This window comes from Murdochiella vaginalis, from assembly GCF_902381775.1.
In the GTDB taxonomy this organism is placed as follows: Bacteria; Bacillota; Clostridia; order Tissierellales; family Peptoniphilaceae; genus Murdochiella; species Murdochiella vaginalis.
The window spans coordinates 619,143-638,386 of the sequence record NZ_LR698969.1 but is presented as its reverse complement, the minus strand read 5'-3'; the positions used below and the strand labels follow the sequence as shown (position 1 = coordinate 638,386).

General features: G+C 52.0%; 14 protein-coding genes. 2 read left to right on the top strand and 12 right to left on the bottom strand.

The window, feature by feature from the left end:
* Window positions 1-77: 77 nt before the first annotated feature.
* Complete coding sequence (locus FXY30_RS02735; protein WP_071705205.1) at window positions 78-1,295, bottom strand: hypothetical protein; 1,218 nt, start codon at window positions 1,293-1,295, stop codon at window positions 78-80.
* A 489-nt stretch (window positions 1,296-1,784) separates the two neighbouring features.
* Here FXY30_RS02735 and FXY30_RS02730 point away from each other — a divergent pair, with 489 nt between their 5' ends.
* Window positions 1,785-3,701: an acyl-CoA dehydrogenase family protein gene (locus FXY30_RS02730; RefSeq protein WP_071705204.1), complete on the top strand. Its 1,917-nt coding sequence runs from the start codon at window positions 1,785-1,787 to the stop codon at window positions 3,699-3,701.
* A gap of 67 nt (window positions 3,702-3,768) precedes the next feature.
* Window positions 3,769-4,977, top strand: a complete 1,209-nt coding sequence (locus tag FXY30_RS02725) for an FprA family A-type flavoprotein (protein ID WP_071705203.1) — start codon at window positions 3,769-3,771, stop codon at window positions 4,975-4,977.
* A 151-nt stretch (window positions 4,978-5,128) separates the two neighbouring features.
* On the opposite strand, the gene FXY30_RS02720 is transcribed toward FXY30_RS02725, so the two are convergent.
* From FXY30_RS02720 to FXY30_RS02670, 11 genes are all read right to left on the bottom strand, one after another.
* Window positions 5,129-5,443: a hypothetical protein gene (locus FXY30_RS02720; protein ID WP_147659366.1), complete on the bottom strand. Its 315-nt coding sequence runs from the start codon at window positions 5,441-5,443 to the stop codon at window positions 5,129-5,131.
* Between the two features lie 1,445 nt (window positions 5,444-6,888).
* Entirely contained in the window at window positions 6,889-7,614 is a 726-nt protein-coding gene (gene nagB, locus FXY30_RS02715) for a glucosamine-6-phosphate deaminase (protein WP_071705200.1), read from the bottom strand.
* A gap of 160 nt (window positions 7,615-7,774) precedes the next feature.
* Entirely contained in the window at window positions 7,775-9,010 is a 1,236-nt protein-coding gene (gene mnmA, locus FXY30_RS02710) for a tRNA 2-thiouridine(34) synthase MnmA (protein WP_071705199.1), read from the bottom strand.
* Window positions 9,007-10,263: a cysteine desulfurase family protein gene (locus FXY30_RS02705; RefSeq protein ID WP_071705198.1), complete on the bottom strand. Its 1,257-nt coding sequence runs from the start codon at window positions 10,261-10,263 to the stop codon at window positions 9,007-9,009. The genes mnmA and FXY30_RS02705 overlap by 4 nt, the downstream gene beginning before the upstream one ends.
* Before the next feature lie 71 nt (window positions 10,264-10,334).
* The gene (locus FXY30_RS02700) at window positions 10,335-10,979 is read right to left on the bottom strand and encodes a 50S ribosomal protein L25 (RefSeq protein ID WP_071705197.1); all 645 of its coding nucleotides are present in this window, start codon (window positions 10,977-10,979) and stop codon (window positions 10,335-10,337) included.
* A gap of 124 nt (window positions 10,980-11,103) precedes the next feature.
* Window positions 11,104-11,529, bottom strand: a complete 426-nt coding sequence (locus FXY30_RS02695) for an FMN-binding protein (RefSeq protein WP_071705196.1) — start codon at window positions 11,527-11,529, stop codon at window positions 11,104-11,106.
* Window positions 11,526-13,469, bottom strand: a complete 1,944-nt coding sequence (rho, locus tag FXY30_RS02690; protein WP_232009041.1) for a transcription termination factor Rho — start codon at window positions 13,467-13,469, stop codon at window positions 11,526-11,528. The genes FXY30_RS02695 and rho overlap by 4 nt, the downstream gene beginning before the upstream one ends.
* Before the next feature lie 143 nt (window positions 13,470-13,612).
* Entirely contained in the window at window positions 13,613-14,137 is a 525-nt protein-coding gene (locus FXY30_RS02685; RefSeq protein WP_071706071.1) for a GNAT family N-acetyltransferase, read from the bottom strand.
* A 50-nt stretch (window positions 14,138-14,187) separates the two neighbouring features.
* The gene (locus FXY30_RS02680; protein ID WP_071705194.1) at window positions 14,188-14,664 is read right to left on the bottom strand and encodes a pyridoxamine 5'-phosphate oxidase family protein; all 477 of its coding nucleotides are present in this window, start codon (window positions 14,662-14,664) and stop codon (window positions 14,188-14,190) included.
* A gap of 1,194 nt (window positions 14,665-15,858) precedes the next feature.
* Window positions 15,859-16,836, bottom strand: a complete 978-nt coding sequence (locus FXY30_RS02675; RefSeq protein WP_071705193.1) for a D-alanyl-D-alanine carboxypeptidase family protein — start codon at window positions 16,834-16,836, stop codon at window positions 15,859-15,861.
* A 314-nt stretch (window positions 16,837-17,150) separates the two neighbouring features.
* Window positions 17,151-19,130, bottom strand: a complete 1,980-nt coding sequence (locus FXY30_RS02670; RefSeq protein ID WP_071705192.1) for a DUF3825 domain-containing protein — start codon at window positions 19,128-19,130, stop codon at window positions 17,151-17,153.
* Between the last annotated feature and the right edge of the window lie 114 nt (window positions 19,131-19,244).

Below are 19,244 nucleotides of genomic sequence, written 5' to 3'. Positions count from 1 at the left end.
CGTCGCAAGATGCATCCCTGCAAAGCCTGTTGACCGATCTTCGGCTTTCCGGGCATGTCCGGGAAAGAAGCTTGGGATTATTGGTTTTCCTGGGCCCACCATACCGTGAGTTCAGGGCTCAACGTGATCGTCGGTTTAAGGGTGATTCCCAACACCTCACTGCTGACCCGGGCAAAATCCATCAGGTTCACCACTTCCTCCCGGAACAATTCTCGAGGCGTGTTCGACGGATAAATGGTTCCTGTACCGCCCACTTTCATACCAAAATCTTCATAAACAGTTTTAAGCTTACGCCCATCCTTCTCCGTTACCTTTTCTTCGCCCTGCGCAACGGAGGACTGAAGAGAGGCGATGGTAAAGGTGTAGCCATCGTCGGTGACAGCAAAATTCGACAGCTGACCGGTCAACTCGGATTGAAGAATCTCGTCTCTGTCAACATCTTGGTAGGAAAGCGAAAAGCGGCCATCTTTTTCAAGATGAAAGAGGATTCCCCAAGCGCCGGCTCCGCTGTAATAGGCATAATCGCCACAAAAATCCGCAAAGGACCACGTATGCGCAATGGGTGCATCCAAGCCTTTAATAGCCTCTAACGCGCGAAAGTCCGAAATCGCATAGGGGCGCAACGCCTTGTTGTAGACATTCGGGGCATGGAAGGGAAAGAATCCCTCATCACGCCAGTACAGATCCTGCGGCGAGGGAGCGAGAAAAACAACCTTTTTATTTTCCCATTCCTTCCATGTGGCAAGATCCTCCTCCTTTGCATGGGGAGCAAGGTTAATGTAATGAACGCGCACCGGTCTCGGCTCCGTTGCTGCGTTGGATGCCGTCACATTGCGCTCTCCGTCCAACTCGAGTAAAACAAAGGGCTCCTCCAGTTCGCTATGAAATGGTTCATTCGGATCCGAGGTTCTTTTCACCCCAAATTGAATGCGCTTCACAAGACCAATATCTCCTTGCTCTTTGCTATAGCGCATCATCGCATCCGCCATCTCTTTTCCGGAAGAATATATGCGCACCGTACCGGGCAAAATCTGGGCATGCTCGGCAAGCCCTTTCTGTATTGCCTCCGCTACAGCAGGATCCAATGGCACAATCTGCGGTGCCTCCTCGCTTGTAGACGCTTTCTGATTTCCCGATGAGGCATTTTCTTCGGATGCGACCATCGTCGAGTCCGTGGATGGACCATTGGCCTCACCGCCCTTCTTTCCACAAGCGGAAATAACAACAGCAAGCGAAAGTAAAGTGAGCAGGAGCAACAAGGTTTTCCCTTTCCAAGACGCATTTTTCTTTTTCATAGATTCCTCCAGAAATTTCCACAGCCGGCATGTACCGAAGGACACTTTTAAGGGCGAACCAACGCGCAGGAGGCGAGCTTCCCTTCGGTCGGATCCCTTGTTTTTTTCGGGGCCATGTCCACGTCGCGCTCCCCCGAACCTCCTCATAAAGCGCCTCCCTTTTCATAAAAGATTTTAACATACTTGACGAGGGGAAAGCGTCTCGAAGGCGCAGAAGCGCAAGCATTTCTTACGATCGCATTGTTGTTGTGTATCTTCGAGGCCGAAGAAACGTGCATCCGCCTTTGTTTCAAAAGGATAGGTTTGTAAACGTGCATTTTCAGCCATTCTAATTCCGATTATTTTCATCGGAATTAGTTGCATGCGCCGGGTAATTGGATTAAAATATAGGCGAAGTGCAACATATTCAAATGTTGTCAAGCGTGCGGCGTGATGGTGGGTAGATGAAAACGTTTCGTCAGCGCGCAGGGTAGGCAAAAAGGAGGAAGTATGGGATATCAGCTGACACAGGAACACGAAGCGCTCCGTAAGATCGTTCGTGATTTTGCGGAAAAGGAGATCAAGCCAATTGCTTTCCGACTGGATCAGGGTGAGGAATTTCCGGAAGAAATCGTCCAGCACATGGGCGAGATGGGATTGATGGGCATTCCGTATGAAAAAGAATACGGCGGCCAGGGACTGGATGCGACCAGCTATGCGATCACGGTAGAGGAACTATCCCGTGTGGATGGCGGCGTTGGCGTTATCTGCTCCGCACATACTTCTCTCGGATCCTGGCCAATCTGGGCATTCGGTACCGAAGAACAGAAACAAAAATACTTAGTTCCTCTGGCAAAAGGCGAGAAAATCGGCGCCTTCGGTCTGACCGAAGAGCATGCCGGCTCGGATGCCAGCGGAACACAGACCACGGCTGTCCTGGACGGAGATCACTACGTATTAAACGGTGGAAAGATCTTCATTACAAACGGCTATCGTGCCGATACTTATGTTGTCTTCGCGGTCACCAGTCCGGAAAAAGGCAACCACGGCATCAGCGCCTTTATTGTAGAAAAAGATTTCGAAGGCTTCACCTTCCCGACACAGTATGACAAGCTGGGCATTCGTTCTTCTATCACTTCGGAACTCAATTTTAAGAATGTCATCGTTCCGAAAGAGAACTTGCTCGGAAAAGAAGGCGAAGGCTTCAAGATTGCCATGGCAACGCTTGACGGCGGCCGTATCGGTATCGCCTCCCAGGCGCTCGGTATTGCACAGGGCGCATTCGAAGCAACCGTCAACTATACGCGTGAACGCATCCAGTTTGGACAACCGATCGCAGCGAACCAGGGCGTCAGCTTCAAGATTGCCGACATGGCGACGCGCATCGAAGCGTCCCGTCACCTGATTTACCAGGCGGCCGAGCTCAAGACCAAGCATGCAAAATACACCAAAGAAGCCGCGATGGCGAAAATGTTCGCTTCGGATACGGCAATGTGGGTCACCACGGAAGCCATCCAGCTGCACGGCGGCAACGGCTTCATCAAGGGCTTTGATGTGGAACGTATGTTCCGCGATGCCAAGATTACGCAAATCTACGAAGGCACTAACGAAATCATGCGCGTCGTCATTGCCGGCCAAATCATTGGCCGCATCGGACGCAAGAAGAAAGCCGCGATGGTAGCGGATACCGGCAAGGCCGGCGCCGTCACCGGACCGCGTAAGAACATCATGTTCGAGGGCACGCCGGAAGAGCAGGTAAAACAACTTGTTGAAGCCCTCAAGAAAGACGGCTATGCCTTTGATACGACGGTCGATGTCTACGCTCCGGTGGATGAGGTCGAACGCCTCGTTTCTGTCGGCCAAGGCATTGGCGACAAAGAAAACTTGGCCGTTGCCGAGGAGTTGGCGAAGGCGGTTGGCGGTGCCATTTCGAGCTCCCGTCCGGTAGCCGAAACGCTTGGCTATCTGCCGATTGAACGCTACGTCGGTATGTCCGGTCAGAAATTCAAGGGTAACCTTTACTTTGCCATGGGCATTTCCGGTGCCGGCCAGCATCTGCGCGGCATCAAAGAAGCAGCGACCATCGTTGCGGTCAACACCGATGCAGGCGCACCGATCTTTGCGAATGCGGACTACGGCATCGTGGGCGACATCATGGAAATCATGCCGCTTTTGACGGAAGCGCTGGAACAAGGTCAGGAACGCCATCCGGCGGAGGGCTTCGAGAAGAAGAAGCGCAACGTTCCGCAAGAGCCGCGTACAAAATCCGGCATCCATGTCTGCAACGGTTGCGGTCATGAATATGATCCCGCCAAGGGCGATCCGGACAGCGGTATTGCTCCGGGAACGCCGTTCGATCAACTTCCGGACACCTATCTGTGCCCGAAGTGCGGTGACCCGAAGAGCGGCTACATCTCGATTGAATAGTAGTCGATCCCGATAACAAACTGCACTGATCAAAAACGCACAAGAAGAAAGGGTAAGGAGGATTTGCATGGCAAATGTTCGTGAAGTCGTAAAAGATTTGTATTGGATCGGGGTCAACGATCACCGTACCGATATTTTTGAAAGAATTCATCCCATTCCGGAAGGCGTAAGCTACAACTCCTACGTTCTTTTGGATGAGAAAACGGTCCTGTTCGATACGGTCGATTTTGAGTTTGCGCCGTATTTCTTGGACAATCTGGCTTATGTCCTCGGCGATCGTCCGTTGGACTACATCATCATCAATCACTGGGAACCGGATCATGCCTCGACGTTCCAGGAAGTCATCCTGCGTCATCCCGAAGCCACTGTCATCTCGACGGAAAAGGGCTTCTACTTCATGTCCCAGTTCAACTATCACTGCGATAAGCGCATCACGGTAGGCACCGGCGATACCTTTAGCTCCGGCGAGCACAATTTCGCTTTCGTGCAGATGCCGATGGTTCACTGGCCGGAACCGATGGCAACGCTGGACACCACCAACGGCGTCCTCTTCAGTGCCGATGCATTCGGCTCCTTTAAGGCGCTCGATGGCAAACTCTTCGACGACGAAGTGAATTGGGATCGGGACTATCTTGAGCCGGGACGTCGTTATCTGACGAACATCGTCGGCAAATACGGCGCCTACGTACAGGCCGTCCTAAAGGTTGCGGCAACGCTGCCGATTAAAATCATCTGCCCGCTGCATGGCGTCATCTGGAGAAAGAATCTGGGCTATATCATCGACAAATATGACAAATGGTCCAGCTACACACCGGAAGATAACGGTGTCATGATTGCCTACGGTTCCATGTACGGCAACACCGAGCAAGTTGCACAGAAGCTTGCTTCGGAAGTTGTCAAGCGCGGCGTTACAGACGTCACCGTTTGGGATGTGTCCAACACGCACATGTCCTACCTCATTTCGGAAGCCTTCCGTGTCGGCCATATTATTCTGGCTTGCCCGACCTACAACCTGGGCGTCTATCCGCCGATGAAGGATTTCCTGAATGACATGGTTGCTCTCAACATGCAGAAGCGCACCGTCGGCATCATCGAGAACGGCACATGGGCGCCGACCTCGGGTGAAGAGATGAAGAAGATTTTGGATCAGATGTTCGAAATCTACTATCTCGACGCCGAAGTCTCCTTCATGTCCTCCCCGGATGAGAATACCGACAAAGAGATTGCCGCTTTGGCCGATGCCATCGTCGCCTCGGTACAGAAGCAAGCGAACTAAGACAAAACGTCGACGAACGTTAACCAGCAGCACCGCCTCTTTCATGGGCGGTGCTGCTTTTTTGTGCTTCGGTCGCATGGCGGGCGGCGGCTGACGGGGTATCAGCAAGATGGTGCCGAGGTGGTGGCGGCCTAAGGCCAGCGGTTTCCTTTTATTCCGGCCACTTCAGCCGTTTCGCGATAAGCTGACGCACCGATTCATAGTTCAAATAGACCTTGTCGGATTCAAAAGAAGCCAGCAACCGATCTCCCAAATGAAGCCCCCTTGTTTCATATAATTTTATTTTTTCTAACGTGCGATTCGCATAATCCGGATCATCCATGCGCCCGAAATGTTCCCAATAAATTTCCTCCAAGGTCGTAGGATCCAAAAAAGTAAAGTCGGGATAAATAGGCTGCTCTTTCCGAATCCATAGCGGACATTCGTATTTATATGGAATTCCGGCGTCATAAAACATATCTGCCAATATTTTTCCGTCTTAGAACGCACGATTTCGCCGCGCTTTGTTTTCATTTCTGTTGAAGATTTTGGCATGGGATTTGGAAAATACGGCTGCTGAATCCATTGGGCAAGAACCTGTTGTTTCGTGGGCTGAAGCGGAGAAAACAATCCCTTTCGGACATCATGCAGGTCATCATAAAGCCGGTCTATTTCGTCCTCGCGAAAGGTTAGGTTCAGGCGATGAAGAAGCAGAATACGCTCCTCGAGCAAATGTTGAAGCTTTTTGTAATAGGTCGTGCTGGCAAGGGTTTTGGCGAGGGAGAGGTCTGTGGTTGGAATATATTTTCGAATTGTTTTCTTCTTTTTCGTATCATAAAGGCAATGATAGTAATGAAAGCCTCTCTTTTTTTTATTTATCTCGAGCCAGCCTTCGACTTCGGGTAGATGCATCTTCTCCAGTTGCTTCTGCATCATCCGATAATTTCTCTCAACTTCACTCAATCGTTTGTTTAAGAAGCCGGCCATGATATCTCCTTCCTTTACCTGTGTGCATAGTTCATGCAAAACACGTAGGCTCCACGTAAAGTATAGAAGAATCATATTAAAAAAGCTGTTTCGTCCAGTTCCTTTTTGGTTTCATGAAATTCCAATTCATTGAAATGATGCGCCGCCTTCCGGTTGATGGTGGTGGTTTGTTAAAATCGCGCTTCCACCACCATCACTTATGACCTCGACGTTGGTGGTGGTTCGCCAAAATCGTGCTTCCACCACCATCACATGTGACCTTGGCGATGGTGGGGGTTTGCCAAAATCGTGCTTCCACCACCATCACTTATGACCTCGACGTTGGTGGTGATTCGCTAAAATCGTGCTTCCACCACCATCACTTATGACCTCGACGTTGGTGGTGGTTCGCCAAAATCGTGCTTCCACCACCATCACTTATGACCTCGACGTTGGTGGTGGTTCGCCAAAATCGTGCTTCCACCACCATCACATGTGACCTTGGCGATGGTGGGGGTTTGCCAAAATCGTGCTTCCGCCACCATCACATGTGACCTTGGCGATGGTGGGGGTTTGCCAAAATCGTGCTTCCGCCACCATCACATCCTATGGCGCCGCCCACATAATAAAGCGGCGCCGAGTGGAGCCGGCCTACGGCCGGCGACTTTCCAAAACCGCGCCGCCAACGCCATCCCCAGCGGCGCTCCGCTTTCAACCGCGCCGCCAACGCCATCCCCAGCGGCGCTCCACGAACTCCCCTGCTGACACCCTCGACCTCCGCAGGCCCCCTTCGTAGTTAAGAAGCCCCTCCTCTTTGCCGCCTCTTTGACGAGTCATCACCACAAAATCATAACCGCCGTGACGAGGAGAAGCGAGTGGCAAAGAGGAGGGGCTACTTGGGGTGCGGCGCTCCACAAAAAAAAACAGCGACGACAAAGGTCGTCGCTGTTTGTACTGCAGAGGGGCTCAGCGGCCGGCAGCGGCTTCATCCACGATGAGAGTCGCCCGGGGATGCAAAAGGGCTAAGGTGGCAGGACAGAGTGTCGTTACCCGGTGTCCATCCAAAAGGCGTGCAACAGCCTCGCGCTTGCCTTCCCCATTAGCCAAAATCAACAGATGCTTGGCTTGCATAATGGTGCCCATGCCGCTGGAGACCGCTCGTGTCGGTACCTCCTCGAGGGACGGGAAAAAGCGCGCATTGGCTTCCCGCGTGGAAGGAGTCAGGGTTACCGTTGATGTATAAAACGAAAGCTCCTCTGCCGGCTCATCAAAGGCAATGTGGCCGTTACGGCCGATGCCCAAAACCTGCAAATCAATGCCGCCGGCACGGTAAATACGCGCATCATAGGCTTCCGCCGTTTCGTCCACGGCGTCGTAATCCTCATCCGGAAAATGAATACGATCCGGTAAAATATTCACATGTGAAAACAGATTCTCTCTCATGAATGTATGGTAGCTCTGCGAATGGGCCTTCGGAAGATCGAGGTATTCGTCCAGGTTAAATGTCGTCACCTGCTGAAAATCCAACCCATGCTTTTGATGAGCCCGCACCAGATATTCATACAGTCCGACCGGAGTGGAGCCCGTTGCTAATCCCAAGACGGCATCCGGCTTCTGTCGAACCAACGCTTCCACAATGACACCGGCAACGTGGCTCATTTCAGCATAATCCTTGGTGATAATGACCTGCATATATCCCTCCTTATTTTTGTATTTTATACAGTTTCGATGGAGATTCAAATGTCGGTGCGATTCTTTCCTTCCGTTATTACGTGCCTTGTCGCCACCATCGCGGGACCACGATTTTAGAAGCTGGCATGGTTCCATGCCGATGCCAATAGTAGATGTCCATTCACTGCTGCGCCGCACGTGATGAAACCTGTACGATGGTTCCCCCGCCAAGCACCCTATCGCCTTGGTAGGCCACTGCCGCCTGCCCGGGCGCAATCGCTCGCTGCGGCGAGTCAAAGATAATCCGCACGATGCGACCGTCGGAACGTTGCGCCGTCCCAGGAATTTCCTTTTCATCGACATCCTCCCGACCGGAGCCAATGGCAACCGCCTGTTGCGCCGCACCGAAGATTTCACCTTCACCGGCTTCCCCCCGACCGCAGCCGATGGCATCCGCCTCTTCCGACGACAAAACGTACAACGTGGCCGGCTGATCTTTCGCATTGTAGCGAATTTTCACGGTTGCCCGGATGGGCTCGCAAGGCACCTCCTCGATCCAGTTCCAATCCGCCGCAAGGAGCGAATCGGCCAGCAAGTGCTCCTTTGTGCCGATGCGTACGAGATTTTGGCCCATGTCTTTATCATAGACGTAAAGCGGCTCCGAGGCCGCAATGCCGAGACCGCGGCGCTGGCCAATGGTATAGCCCACCGCACCGTGATGCTTGCCCAGCACGGTTCCTTGCGGATCCACCAAATCGCCGTCCGGATAGATTTTTCCTGTATAGCGGGAAAGAAAAGAGACATAGTCACCATCCGGAACAAAGCAAATATCCTGGGAATCATGCTTGCGGGCATTGATGAGACCGTGCGCCTCGGCAATTTCGCGCACGCGGTGCTTCTCGTATTCCCCCACCGGAAGCAGCGTATGCGACAGCGTTTCCTGATCAAAGGAATAGAGCGCATAGCTCTGGTCCTTGTGTGTGTCAACGCCGCGCAACAGGCGGTAGACCCCGTTTTCCTTCGTCACACGCGCATAATGGCCGGTCGCAACCGCCTCACAGTCGAGCTCACGGGCACGCTGAAGCAAGTGGTCAAATTTCAGATACCGATTGCAATCGACGCAAGGATTGGGCGTCCAGCCCCTTTCATAATATCGAACAAATTTCCGGATGACCTTCTCCTCAAACGCCGGAGAAAAGTCAAAGACATAATATTCCATCCCCAGCGTGTGTGCTACGTGGCGCGCATCCTCTACATCATCCAGACTGCAGCAAGTGTGCCCGGAATGCGCAACCAGCTCATTTTCATACAGGCGCATGGTGACGCCGACACATTCATAGCCTGCTTCCTGCAACAGCACCGCCGCCACACTGGAATCCACACCGCCGCTCATCGCGACCAGAACACGCTTTTTCATGCGTCTCTCCTTGCACAACAGGCGCGAAGCGCCTCCACAACATAGGTCACTTCTTCCTGCGTCGTCTGCGCTCCAAGCGAAAAGCGAAGCGCACTGCGGCGACGTTCCGGCGCCACATCCAGCGCTCGAAGCACGTGGCTCTCCACGTTGGCCCCCGCCTGACACGCCGAACCGGCAGATGCGGAAATGCCCCGGCGACCCAGCTGTGCCAGCAACACATCCTGCGAAAGGCCCGCAACGGTGATATGCACAATGCTCGGCAGACGATCTTCACGAGCAACCGTAAGCAGCACGCCGGGAAGGGACGAAAGGCCATCCGCTAAAGCGTTTCCCAGTGCCGTCAAACGCAACTCCTCTTCTTGGCGATGCAAACGGCTGATTTCCAATGCTTTTGTCATGCCGATCAGGCCTGCCACATTGGTTGTTCCCGCCCGAAGGCCGCGCTCTTGCGCACCGCCCAGCAGAAAGGGCGAAGGCACAACCGGATGACGAGAGACCAACAGACCCACGCCTTTCGGACCGCCGAATTTGTGCGCAGAAAGCGACAGCATATCCACGTCCCATTCCTGCATATCGATGGGAAGATGCCCCGCCGCCTGCACCGCATCGGTATGAAAAAGAATGCGGTGTTTGCCCGACCGCGCCCGAACGATTTGTGCGAGCTCCGCAATGGGCTGTATCGTGCCAACTTCGTTGTTCACTGCCATGATGGAAACCAAAACGGTTTCGGGACGAATCGCCGCATCCAGTGCGGAAGGCGTGATGATGCCGGAGGGACCCGGATGCAGCAATGTCACATCCGCCAGGCCTTCCTGCTCCAGAAAATGGAGCGGCGCAAGAATCGCCTCATGCTCCATTTCCGTGGAAATAAAATGCGGCTTTTGCGGCGCCATTCGCATCGGCCTTTGCGGCTGCTCCTGCGGCGCCATTTGCAATGACGTTTGCGGTTTCTCCTTCCCGCAGGAAAAGCAAGTTTTCGCATAGCGAAGCCCCGTCCAAATCGCCTGATTATCGGCCTCCGTCCCCCCGGAAGTGAGCACCAGCTCTCGCGGCTGCACATTGAGTAAAAAGGCAAGCTTTTCGCGCGCCTGAATGGTTTCCCAGTGAATAGCGCTGCCCATCGGATGCGTGCTGCTGGGATTGGCAAAACGCTCTCCAAAATAAGGCAGCATTGCCGCCACCACTTCTTCCGGCATGGGAGTGGTCGCCGCATAATCCATATAGATAGGAGAAATACCGTATTCTGCGCTCATGGCGTTCCTTTCGTCCAACGAAAAAACGGAGGCGATTTCCCGCCTCCGTCCACTTGCTGTGTTCGTTTCGGTTATTCTTCTTCGGCTTCTTTGTCTTCTTCGCCAACAACCGGAACATCCGCTGCTTCTGTGGTCTCTTCCTCTTCTTCGATCGATTCTTCTTGCGGCTCGCTGAGGGAGGCTACCGGCTCGTTTTCATCGATGAGAACTTGAACCTTATCGTTCTTGGCCACATCGAGATCCGCCACAGTAAGGACGTCACCGATCTGCATATTCTCGACATCGACTTCCGCCTGCGCCGGAATATCGCCCGGCAAGCACTCGATTTCAATTTCATCGATCATCTGCAACAGAATGGAGGGCTGTACGCGGATTTCATCACGGTGAAGCAGTACAACCGGCACCATCAGACGAACGACCTCGTCCATACGGACACCCTGAAAATCGATATGCAACACTTCGTTGCGATACGGATGTCTCTGCACTTCCTTAATGAGTACTGTTTTGACTTCGCCATCCACGGTAACGTCGACCAGGCTCGAAGAGCCTGCTTTGTTATAGACATGGGCAAACTCCAGGTCTTTTACCTGGATGAGTGCATTCTCTTCGCCTTTTTGGTAAATGACCGCCGGGATCTGTCCCGCCGCGCGTAATTTATCCACCCGGTTTTTGCCGGATCCTTCACGCTTTGTCGCGTTTAATTTATACTCCGTCATGCTTCCTCCTTAAATACTACACATATAGCGTCATTATAATGCCAAAAGCGGGAGAGTTCAACCGTTCCCCCTGCTACACGCCAATTTTTTGTCTTTGTAGGCACGTGACCGATCGTCTCCGGTCCTATTGGGCACTGCTTGTATCGCTGATATCCTTTGGTGTCGGCTGCGATTCCTCTGACGTTTTCGTGGCGGATTCTTCACCCGCCGCCTGGGCAAGAGCCGAGCGCAAGGCATCGCGGAATCCTTCACTGGTGCGCGTTGCGCCGGAAATCGTATCGACATCCGCCGTGTTCTCTTTCGTAGCCTGCTCCACCAGCTTATCCAGTGCCTTGCCGCCGATCTGCGGCGTCTCCTGATGTTCCAAAATCTTCATCTCATAAATCTTGCCGCTCTCATCAATCGTGACCGACAGACGAATGGGCGTTTCTTTGGCATTGCCCTGCCCGGTGGCCTCATAGGTTCCGGGTTTCAGCTTTTTCGTGGAGCCACAGGCGGTAAAGAGCACTGCAAAGGCGACCAGTACAAGGCAAGCGAGGCGTTTTTTCATTCTTCACCTCTTTCTGTTGCCGTAACGACATGCGAAACGCCGCCGCTCTCACGAGCTGCGAGACGTCTCGTCGCAGGAGACACTCTGCGCCGTCCCGAGGAAGCGGCAGATGCGGCTGCGGAATTGCCGAGAATGACGCGACAAAACTCTTCATTGGTTTCCGTGTTTTTCATCAACCGCACAAACTGTTCCATGACGGCGGTTTCATCCGCATTACGTCCCTGTTTGCGCACCTCCACCATCGCATTTTGTTCCTCTTGCGTAAGTAACAGATCCTCGCGGCGTGTACCGGAGGAGAAAATGTCAATGGCCGGGAAAATGCGCATCTCCGAAAGGTTGCGGGACAGATGCACTTCCATGTTGCCCGTGCCTTTAAATTCCTCATAGATCATGTCATCCATGCGCGAGCCCGTATCCTTGAGGCAAGTCGCCAGGATGGTAAGGCTTCCGGCATCCCGAATGTTACGCGCGGCGCCGAAAAACTTTTTCGGCGGATAGAGCGCGACGGGATCAAGGCCGCCGGAAAGGGTTCGTCCGGATGGCGTCGTGGTGATGTTATACGCACGCGAAAGACGCGTGAGAGAGTCCAGCAGAATCATGACGTCCTGACCGCTTTCCACCAGACGCTTGGCACGATCCAGTAGTTCTTCCGCCGTGCGCGTGTGATTCTGCGCCTGTTTATCGAAGGTGGAGGCGACGACTTCGGTACGCATGGTATCGTCCCCCTTTCGCATCCGATTGACACTCTGCTCAAAATCTGTCACCTCTTCAGGACGCTCGTCAATGAGCAGGATGAACAGATATACTTCCGGATACGACAGCTCAATAGCCTGCGCAATGGACTTGAGCAGTGTCGTTTTTCCGGCTTTGGGCGGCGAAACGATGAGTCCGCGCTGTCCCCTTCCCACCGGGGCTACCAGGTCAACAATGCGATTGGAAATTCCTTCCGGAACGGTTTCCAAACGCAGCCGTTGATCCGGATAGATCGGCGTCAGCTCATCAAATTCCATGCGCCGCACATAACTGGTCGGACTGGTGCCGTTGATCGCGTTGATGTAAATAATGGGCGCATACTTATCTTTATCGTGGGCATCCCCGACAATGCCTTCAATGATATCGCCGCTTTTCAAATTAAAGCGTTTAATCTGCACGGCCGGTACATAGTAGTCCGCACGGGTACCATCTTCCTTTTCGCCACGCAAAAAGCCGTATCCGTCGGACATCACTTCCAGCACGCCGGTATCCGCCGGCAGTTCACGGCGCGGCTTTTTACCATTGCCATCGGCGGCTGCTTCCCCAAAGGATTCCATTGTTGCTACTGCGGCTGTATCTTCCTGGATGGTCGCTTCTTCCGTAGCAATCTCGGATTGCATCGCAGGCGTAGTCGAAGCCGCTTCGGCAGAGACCTCTGCAGGCGCCGCTTGGTGTTTCGCGGCCGATGAAGTCGCCGTCACACGGTTGTCCGCTCCGGTCGCCTTCGCTTTGGCGGGCGCAGCTTTCTTGCGCGACGTTCTTTTCTTGGCGAGCGGTTTCTCTGCTGTCGTCTTCTCCGCTGTCGCCTTCTCCGATGCCGTTCTCTCTGCTGTTTCCTGCTCCGATGCCGCCTTTTTCTTCGATGTCAACGAATGCGTCTTTTTCTTTCCTGCTGCTCTTTTTCGTCCGGCGGCCGGTGATGCGGACGCTTTTGTCTGCTCCTTTGATGCGGAGGCGGATTTTGTGCTCTCGCTTTCACTGCTCGTACGCGTGCGCTTACTCGTGCGATTCGCAGCGTTGCTCGTATGACTCACCGCGTCGCTTGCGCGATTCGCAGCGTTGCTCGCATCCTGCTCTTGAAGCCAGGAAATCAAAGCATCCTTGCGAAAGGCATACGCCTTTTGCAAGCCGCGAGATTCCGCCAGTTCCTTTAACTCCGTTCTTTTCATTGAATAATAGCGATCCAAAGGGTCCTCCGAAAAAAATGAATAAAATCAAAGCGTGCCATGCCTCTGCACGCGAAATCTACCGCACTCAGTATAGCATGAAAACCGTGTTTACAAGTGCCGTTACCGTCTTTTTGCGTCTCTACTTGCGAAGGATTTTCTTGTCAAAAGAGGTGACGGGAGGGCTGTTCTTTCAACAGTCCCAGCATGCAGAGGTTATAAGTAGCATCCCCCTTGGTGACCGCATTGATTTTCTTGCCTTCCGGCTGAAAACCGACCTTTTCCAGCACACGTCCGGAGGCGCGATTGGGTTCATAATATACTCCGGTGATGCGCACAATGTCCAGTTTTTCGAAGGCCAGTCGGCAGATTTCTGCCGCTGCCCAGGTCATAATGCCCTTCCCCCAATAGGGCGTGAGAAGAATATAGCCGATATTTGCATCCCGACGGGACATGCCCTCCCCTTTTTCGACGGAAATGTTGCCAACAATCTCTCCGTCCACCTCAATGAGGCGCCATAAGCCGGCCTTTTCCTCGTTTTCTGTCACCATATTGATCCACCAATCGGCGGAGGCATCCGTATAAGGATCGGGAAGGCGATCCGAAAGATAGCTTCGATCTACTGCATTGCAGAGATTTTTCAAAGCGTCTCGATTTTCCCTTTTTGGAACTTTCAATTTGATTTCCATAGGCTGTCCTTTGCTTTTAAAAGAGTCCTTCTCTTTTTCGGTTAACAACGTCACCTTTCCTGTACTTGTTTTCCGCAAAGGTGTTCGATGTCGATTTGATACATCTTGACAGCATGCCAATCCTTTTCAATTGTGGCCGTGATCAGTTCCTCGTTCGGATAATACTTTCCGGCAAAACGCCTTAGTGCCTCCCGAGCTTCCGCTTCGTTTTCCATAGCATGGCAGCGGCCGAAAGCCACTGTGCTCTGCACATAGGGAGCCCATGTATCTTCCCCGATGGTCTCGTTTCCATAAACGGTAAAGCATACCTTATCACAGGCGTTCAGCGCATCCACCTTATAGCCGGCTTTAGCGCTGTGAAAAAAGATCCTCTGACTTTCCTCGTCATACCAATAGTTCAACGGAATTGCGTAGGGATAGCCGTCTTCGCCGTTAACCGCCAATACACCGCGTCTTGCGCTATGCAGCAGCGCTTTTGCCTCTTCAATGGACAACGCATTTTTCTTTCTTCGTAGGGAACGAAACATAACCTCTCCTTTCAGAAATTAACTCTTCCTTTATTTGTGGGTGGTGGTCTTTTTTGTTGAGGACTTACTTGTGGATGGATGCCTGCTTGTGGACGGAGGCCTGCTTGTGGATGGAGGCCTGCTTGTGGAAAAATGACTGTTTTCTGCCTATCGGTGTGTGCCGAGCCGGCTTGCGAGCGATGGTCCGGGATGATGCGGTTTTCTTTACCCCATAGTAACGCATTTGTCCCCTGACACAAAAAAAGATGGCCGGGATGGGTGAACGGTGGATGCAAGCTGTGCGACCCTGATAAAGGCGTAATAATGAACATCGACAGAGCCCCTTCGGCCCTGTCGAATGACCGAAATTGAAAGTTGTCAGGGGCAGTCACCCTGATGAATGGCCGAAATTGAAGTTTATCAGGGGCGGCGACCCTGATAAATGACTGAAATAGAAGTTTGTCAGGGGTGGCGACCCTGTCAAAGGCGTAATAATGAACATCGACAGGGTCTCTTCGGCCCTGATGAATGGCTGAAATAGAAAGTTGTCAGGGGCAGTGACCCTGACAAAAACGCAATACGGAACATCGACAGGGCCCCAGCGTCCCTGACGAATAGCCGAAATGGAAAGTCGTCAGGGGCGGCGACCCTGATGAATGACTGAAATAGAAGTTTGTCAGGGGTGGCGGCCCTGTCAAAGGCGTAATAATGAACATCGACAGGGTCCCAGCGTCCCTGACGAATAGCCGAAATGGAAAGGCGTCAGGGGCGGTGACCCTGATGAATGACCGAAATGGAAGTTTGTCAGGGGCGGCGACCCTGACAAAGGCGTAATAATGAACATCGACAAGGTCCCAGTGCCCCTGATGAATAGCCGAAATGGAAAGTTGTCAGGTGCAGTGACCCTGACAAAAACACAATACGGAACATCGACAGGGTCGCAGCGACCCTGTCGAATAGCCAAAATTGAAAGTTGTCAGTGGCGAAGGCCCTGATAAATGACATATCCCCCAACTGGGAGCAATGGAAAGCAACCTCCTATCGAGGATTGGATTTTCGGGAAAAGGATCCGAAAGGCATCCTTACAAATGCACAAATGTGCAGTCAAAATCAGAAAAACTTTTAGCGGATCTTTTTTTCAAAGAGGGACTTTTTTATAAGTATGATTGCCCGCTGTTTGTGCATGATGAGAAGATTTTCTATCCGGCCTCTCCCCTAATGCTTCAAATAGCTGCTCTCCTCAATCGTACGGAGAAGGTAGGAAAGGTCATCGTAGCGGGAATCATCCGAGTTCGAGCCCAGACTGACGATGAGAAACTCTTTGTTGCCGGTATGGTACAGAACGATGAGGTTGTAATCCTTTCCCAGCGAACCGGTCTTGACCCCTTGCACTTTTTCGTTGTAATAGGGATCCTCGGGATCGAGAAAGCGATTCGTATTTTTCCAGGTTTTTGTCGTGCCGTCTGCCAACGTCGCCTCATAGGAATGCTGGGAAACAATGTTCCGAAACCAAGATTCCTTCAGCAAGAGGTCGCACACCTCCTTCAAATCTGCCGCCGTCGTGGCTCCCTCGAAGTCGTATCCGCTCGGATCATAGAGACGAGTGTCGGTCCACCCTTGTTTCTGCAAATGCGCCTGAAGGTCCTCCAAAAACAGGCGAATGCGTTCGTCGGCATTCGATGCATCAGGATGGTTGAGGCCGCCGATGTAATCTGCTACAACATAGGCTGCATCATTGCCGGAGGGAACGAGCATGGCAGCAAAAAGATCCTGTAGAGAATAGGTCTCGCCAGCTTGCAAGGAGGCGAGGGAAGAGTCTTTTTTGACGTGTTCCAGGGCACCTTCGGTCACCGTGACAAGCGTGTCCGGCGCGGCAAGAGAACGAGCATATTCGATCGTGAACAGTTTGGCCAAACTGGCCGGATGTTCTTTTTCGTTTTCCCGTTTGGAAAACAAAATGGTATCCTTCCCGCGATCCACCAAAATCATTGCTTTAGCATTGTAGGCATTTTTACCTGCCTCGCTATTTCGATACTGCCAAGCAGAAAATTCGTCCTTCCAGGATCGAAAGTTCTCCGGCTTCGCAGCGTAGTAAATCAGTCCACACAACGCCAACACGAAAATCAAAAGTACATAGCCGCGTGCTCGGCGCGTAGAAGGCTGCGGTTTTCTTCTTTCTTTTTTCTGTCTCATATCATCCTCCTCTTGACCGGTTCATTTTATCAAAATACAAGGGGCAGAATCTTAAGGATTCTTTAAGTTTTCTTGCGACAATCGCTGATGAATTGACACTGAAAAGGAATAAAAAATCAGCCTCTGAAATCCGGTAGGAAATCAAAGGCCGATCCTCATTTAAGGAGCAAGAATGCTCTTTTGTTTTGCACGTTTCTGCATAACCATCCCGCGGCGGAGGTCGTTTTTCACATTTTCATAGTCATCCCTTGGGGCAGGCAGTTTCTCGCATTTTCACCTCCATCCTGCGGCAGCGGCAATATCACAAACGACGCTTACTCCTCGTCTTCGCTAATGTGATCGGCAATCAGCCATTCCGATTCAGGACGGCAGATGAGACGAGCATCCAGGTAGGCCCAGTTCAGAAAGATGACCGTATGGACGGTGTAGATGTTGTTTTTATTCGTCTCGTTACAGGAGGCGATCAGGGCCCGATCGGGCGTGTCGTTCTCAGCAAAGGATACCGGAAGAAGGAAGCAGGATTCTTCCCGTTCGGGATTATAGCAGGGAACCACGGCTCGCCAGTTCCAAGCCAGACGCTTCACGGCAATGCTGATGACATTTTCCAGTGCGTTTTGCAGGCGACGATAGAAATTCGTAATCTCGTCGTCGGGTTGGTTGTCGATCACGACAGGCTTTAACAGATCCCGAATTTTTTTGTATTTTTCCGCATCCGTATCCGACGAATCCAGAATCTCCAACAGTTGCGGCGAATTCATGGCCTGGTTGCGATAGAACGACAGCGGAATACGCTCACAGCGCTGAATTAAAATGTGCGTATCGTCATATTCCGGAATGGTGATTTGATTGCTCTCGTTAAAGCCCAGCTGCCATACCGTCTCGTTTCGCGTTTGAAAATAGGTCGGCGGCGACGGCAAACCGATTTTTTCCGAAAGGATTTTTCCCAATCCTCCGCGCCCGGAAACCACAAAGCCTTCCAGACGATATTCCTGTCGGCAATAGAGCGGATGTACATCTCGCTGCCGTTCTTCCGGAACACGCGAGAAAACGGCATGAAGATATTTGTACGTGTTGCGATCCGGCAATCCGGTATTAAAAGCGGCGTATTGGCCTTCGCCATCGTGATCAATTTTTCCTTTTTGCACCTGATGAGAAAATGTGTATTGCAAATAACTGCGTAAGATGCCAAAGTTTTCCTTCGTACCGAAAGACCAGCGCTCCGCCATCGTCTGATTGGCGAGTTCGCGAAGCATGTCATTTTCCAAGGGGCCGGACCACTTTTCAAGCCACAGTTTCTTGTCAAATACCTTGAAGCCGGCATTCGCATGCGTTGCCGAATAGAAATACCAGCCGTAGCCCATCTTGCCGTTTCGTTTACGGCAAAGCAAATAAATTTCCTCTCCATGCGGCATTTCGATGCCGATGGGAACGTATAATTCGTCTGCCGCTTCTGCAGAAGAGACCACCCCGTTTCGCAAATATACAAGAGCGTCCGGTGCATTCAAATAGCGAATTTCCATGCTCTTGACAATATCTTGCGCCGTGCGATTGTTTTCGGGTAGCATCTCGGCAACGGACTGTTCCACATCGTACCAATTAAAATGAAACACATTAAAAATCGAAGCGATTTTCGTCTTTCCGACGATTAATTGGTCGGAATACCAGGGTTGTGCATTATTTTTATTCCGCTTGCATAGCAGCAGAATGGGTTCTCCTTCCGGCGTTTCAAAGCCGCTGGGAAACGTAACCGATTCGTCCGCCCCACTGCCGGAAAATACGAAATCCTCATCCTGAAGCGCATTATAGGTGGTGGCAATTTTCCAAAATACGCTGCTTTCGGTGGCAAATTCCGTGTCGGCAAGATTCGGAATGATCTCCATGAGCGCCAATCGAATGAAATTTTGCTTAATATAGGCGAATTCTTGCAACATGCCGTGATGATGGTTGGTAGGCATGAAGTTCTTTTGGGGTGCGGCCTGCGCAGGGGCATTTTGTACCGTCTCTCTTGGCGCCTGTGTTGAAATTGGGCCGTTATCTTGTGCTGCCTCGCCAACTGCTTGTTCCGTACGGTTCGTCAAAGTAATATTTTTTGGATAAATCCAGCCGCTAAGGGTCGGCTCCATCAACTCAAATTCCACCTCCGCAAAGCGTGGAATGTCCTTCAGGGAAATGCTCCGATCTGCCCAGTTTCGCACATTAAAACGATACGAACGGCCGTCTTCGCCGCGTATTTCGCCATAAAACTTGAGCTGTTTATTATTATTCATTTCAATTTTTTGAATAGTGCCGCGCATAATCTTCTCCTGTGGTCTTTAAAATCAGTGGATAACTTGATTATACATGATTTTGAGAAAGAAGAGACGCGCTATACCGCGGTGAAATTCACAGGCGGCCTCTATCGACAACGT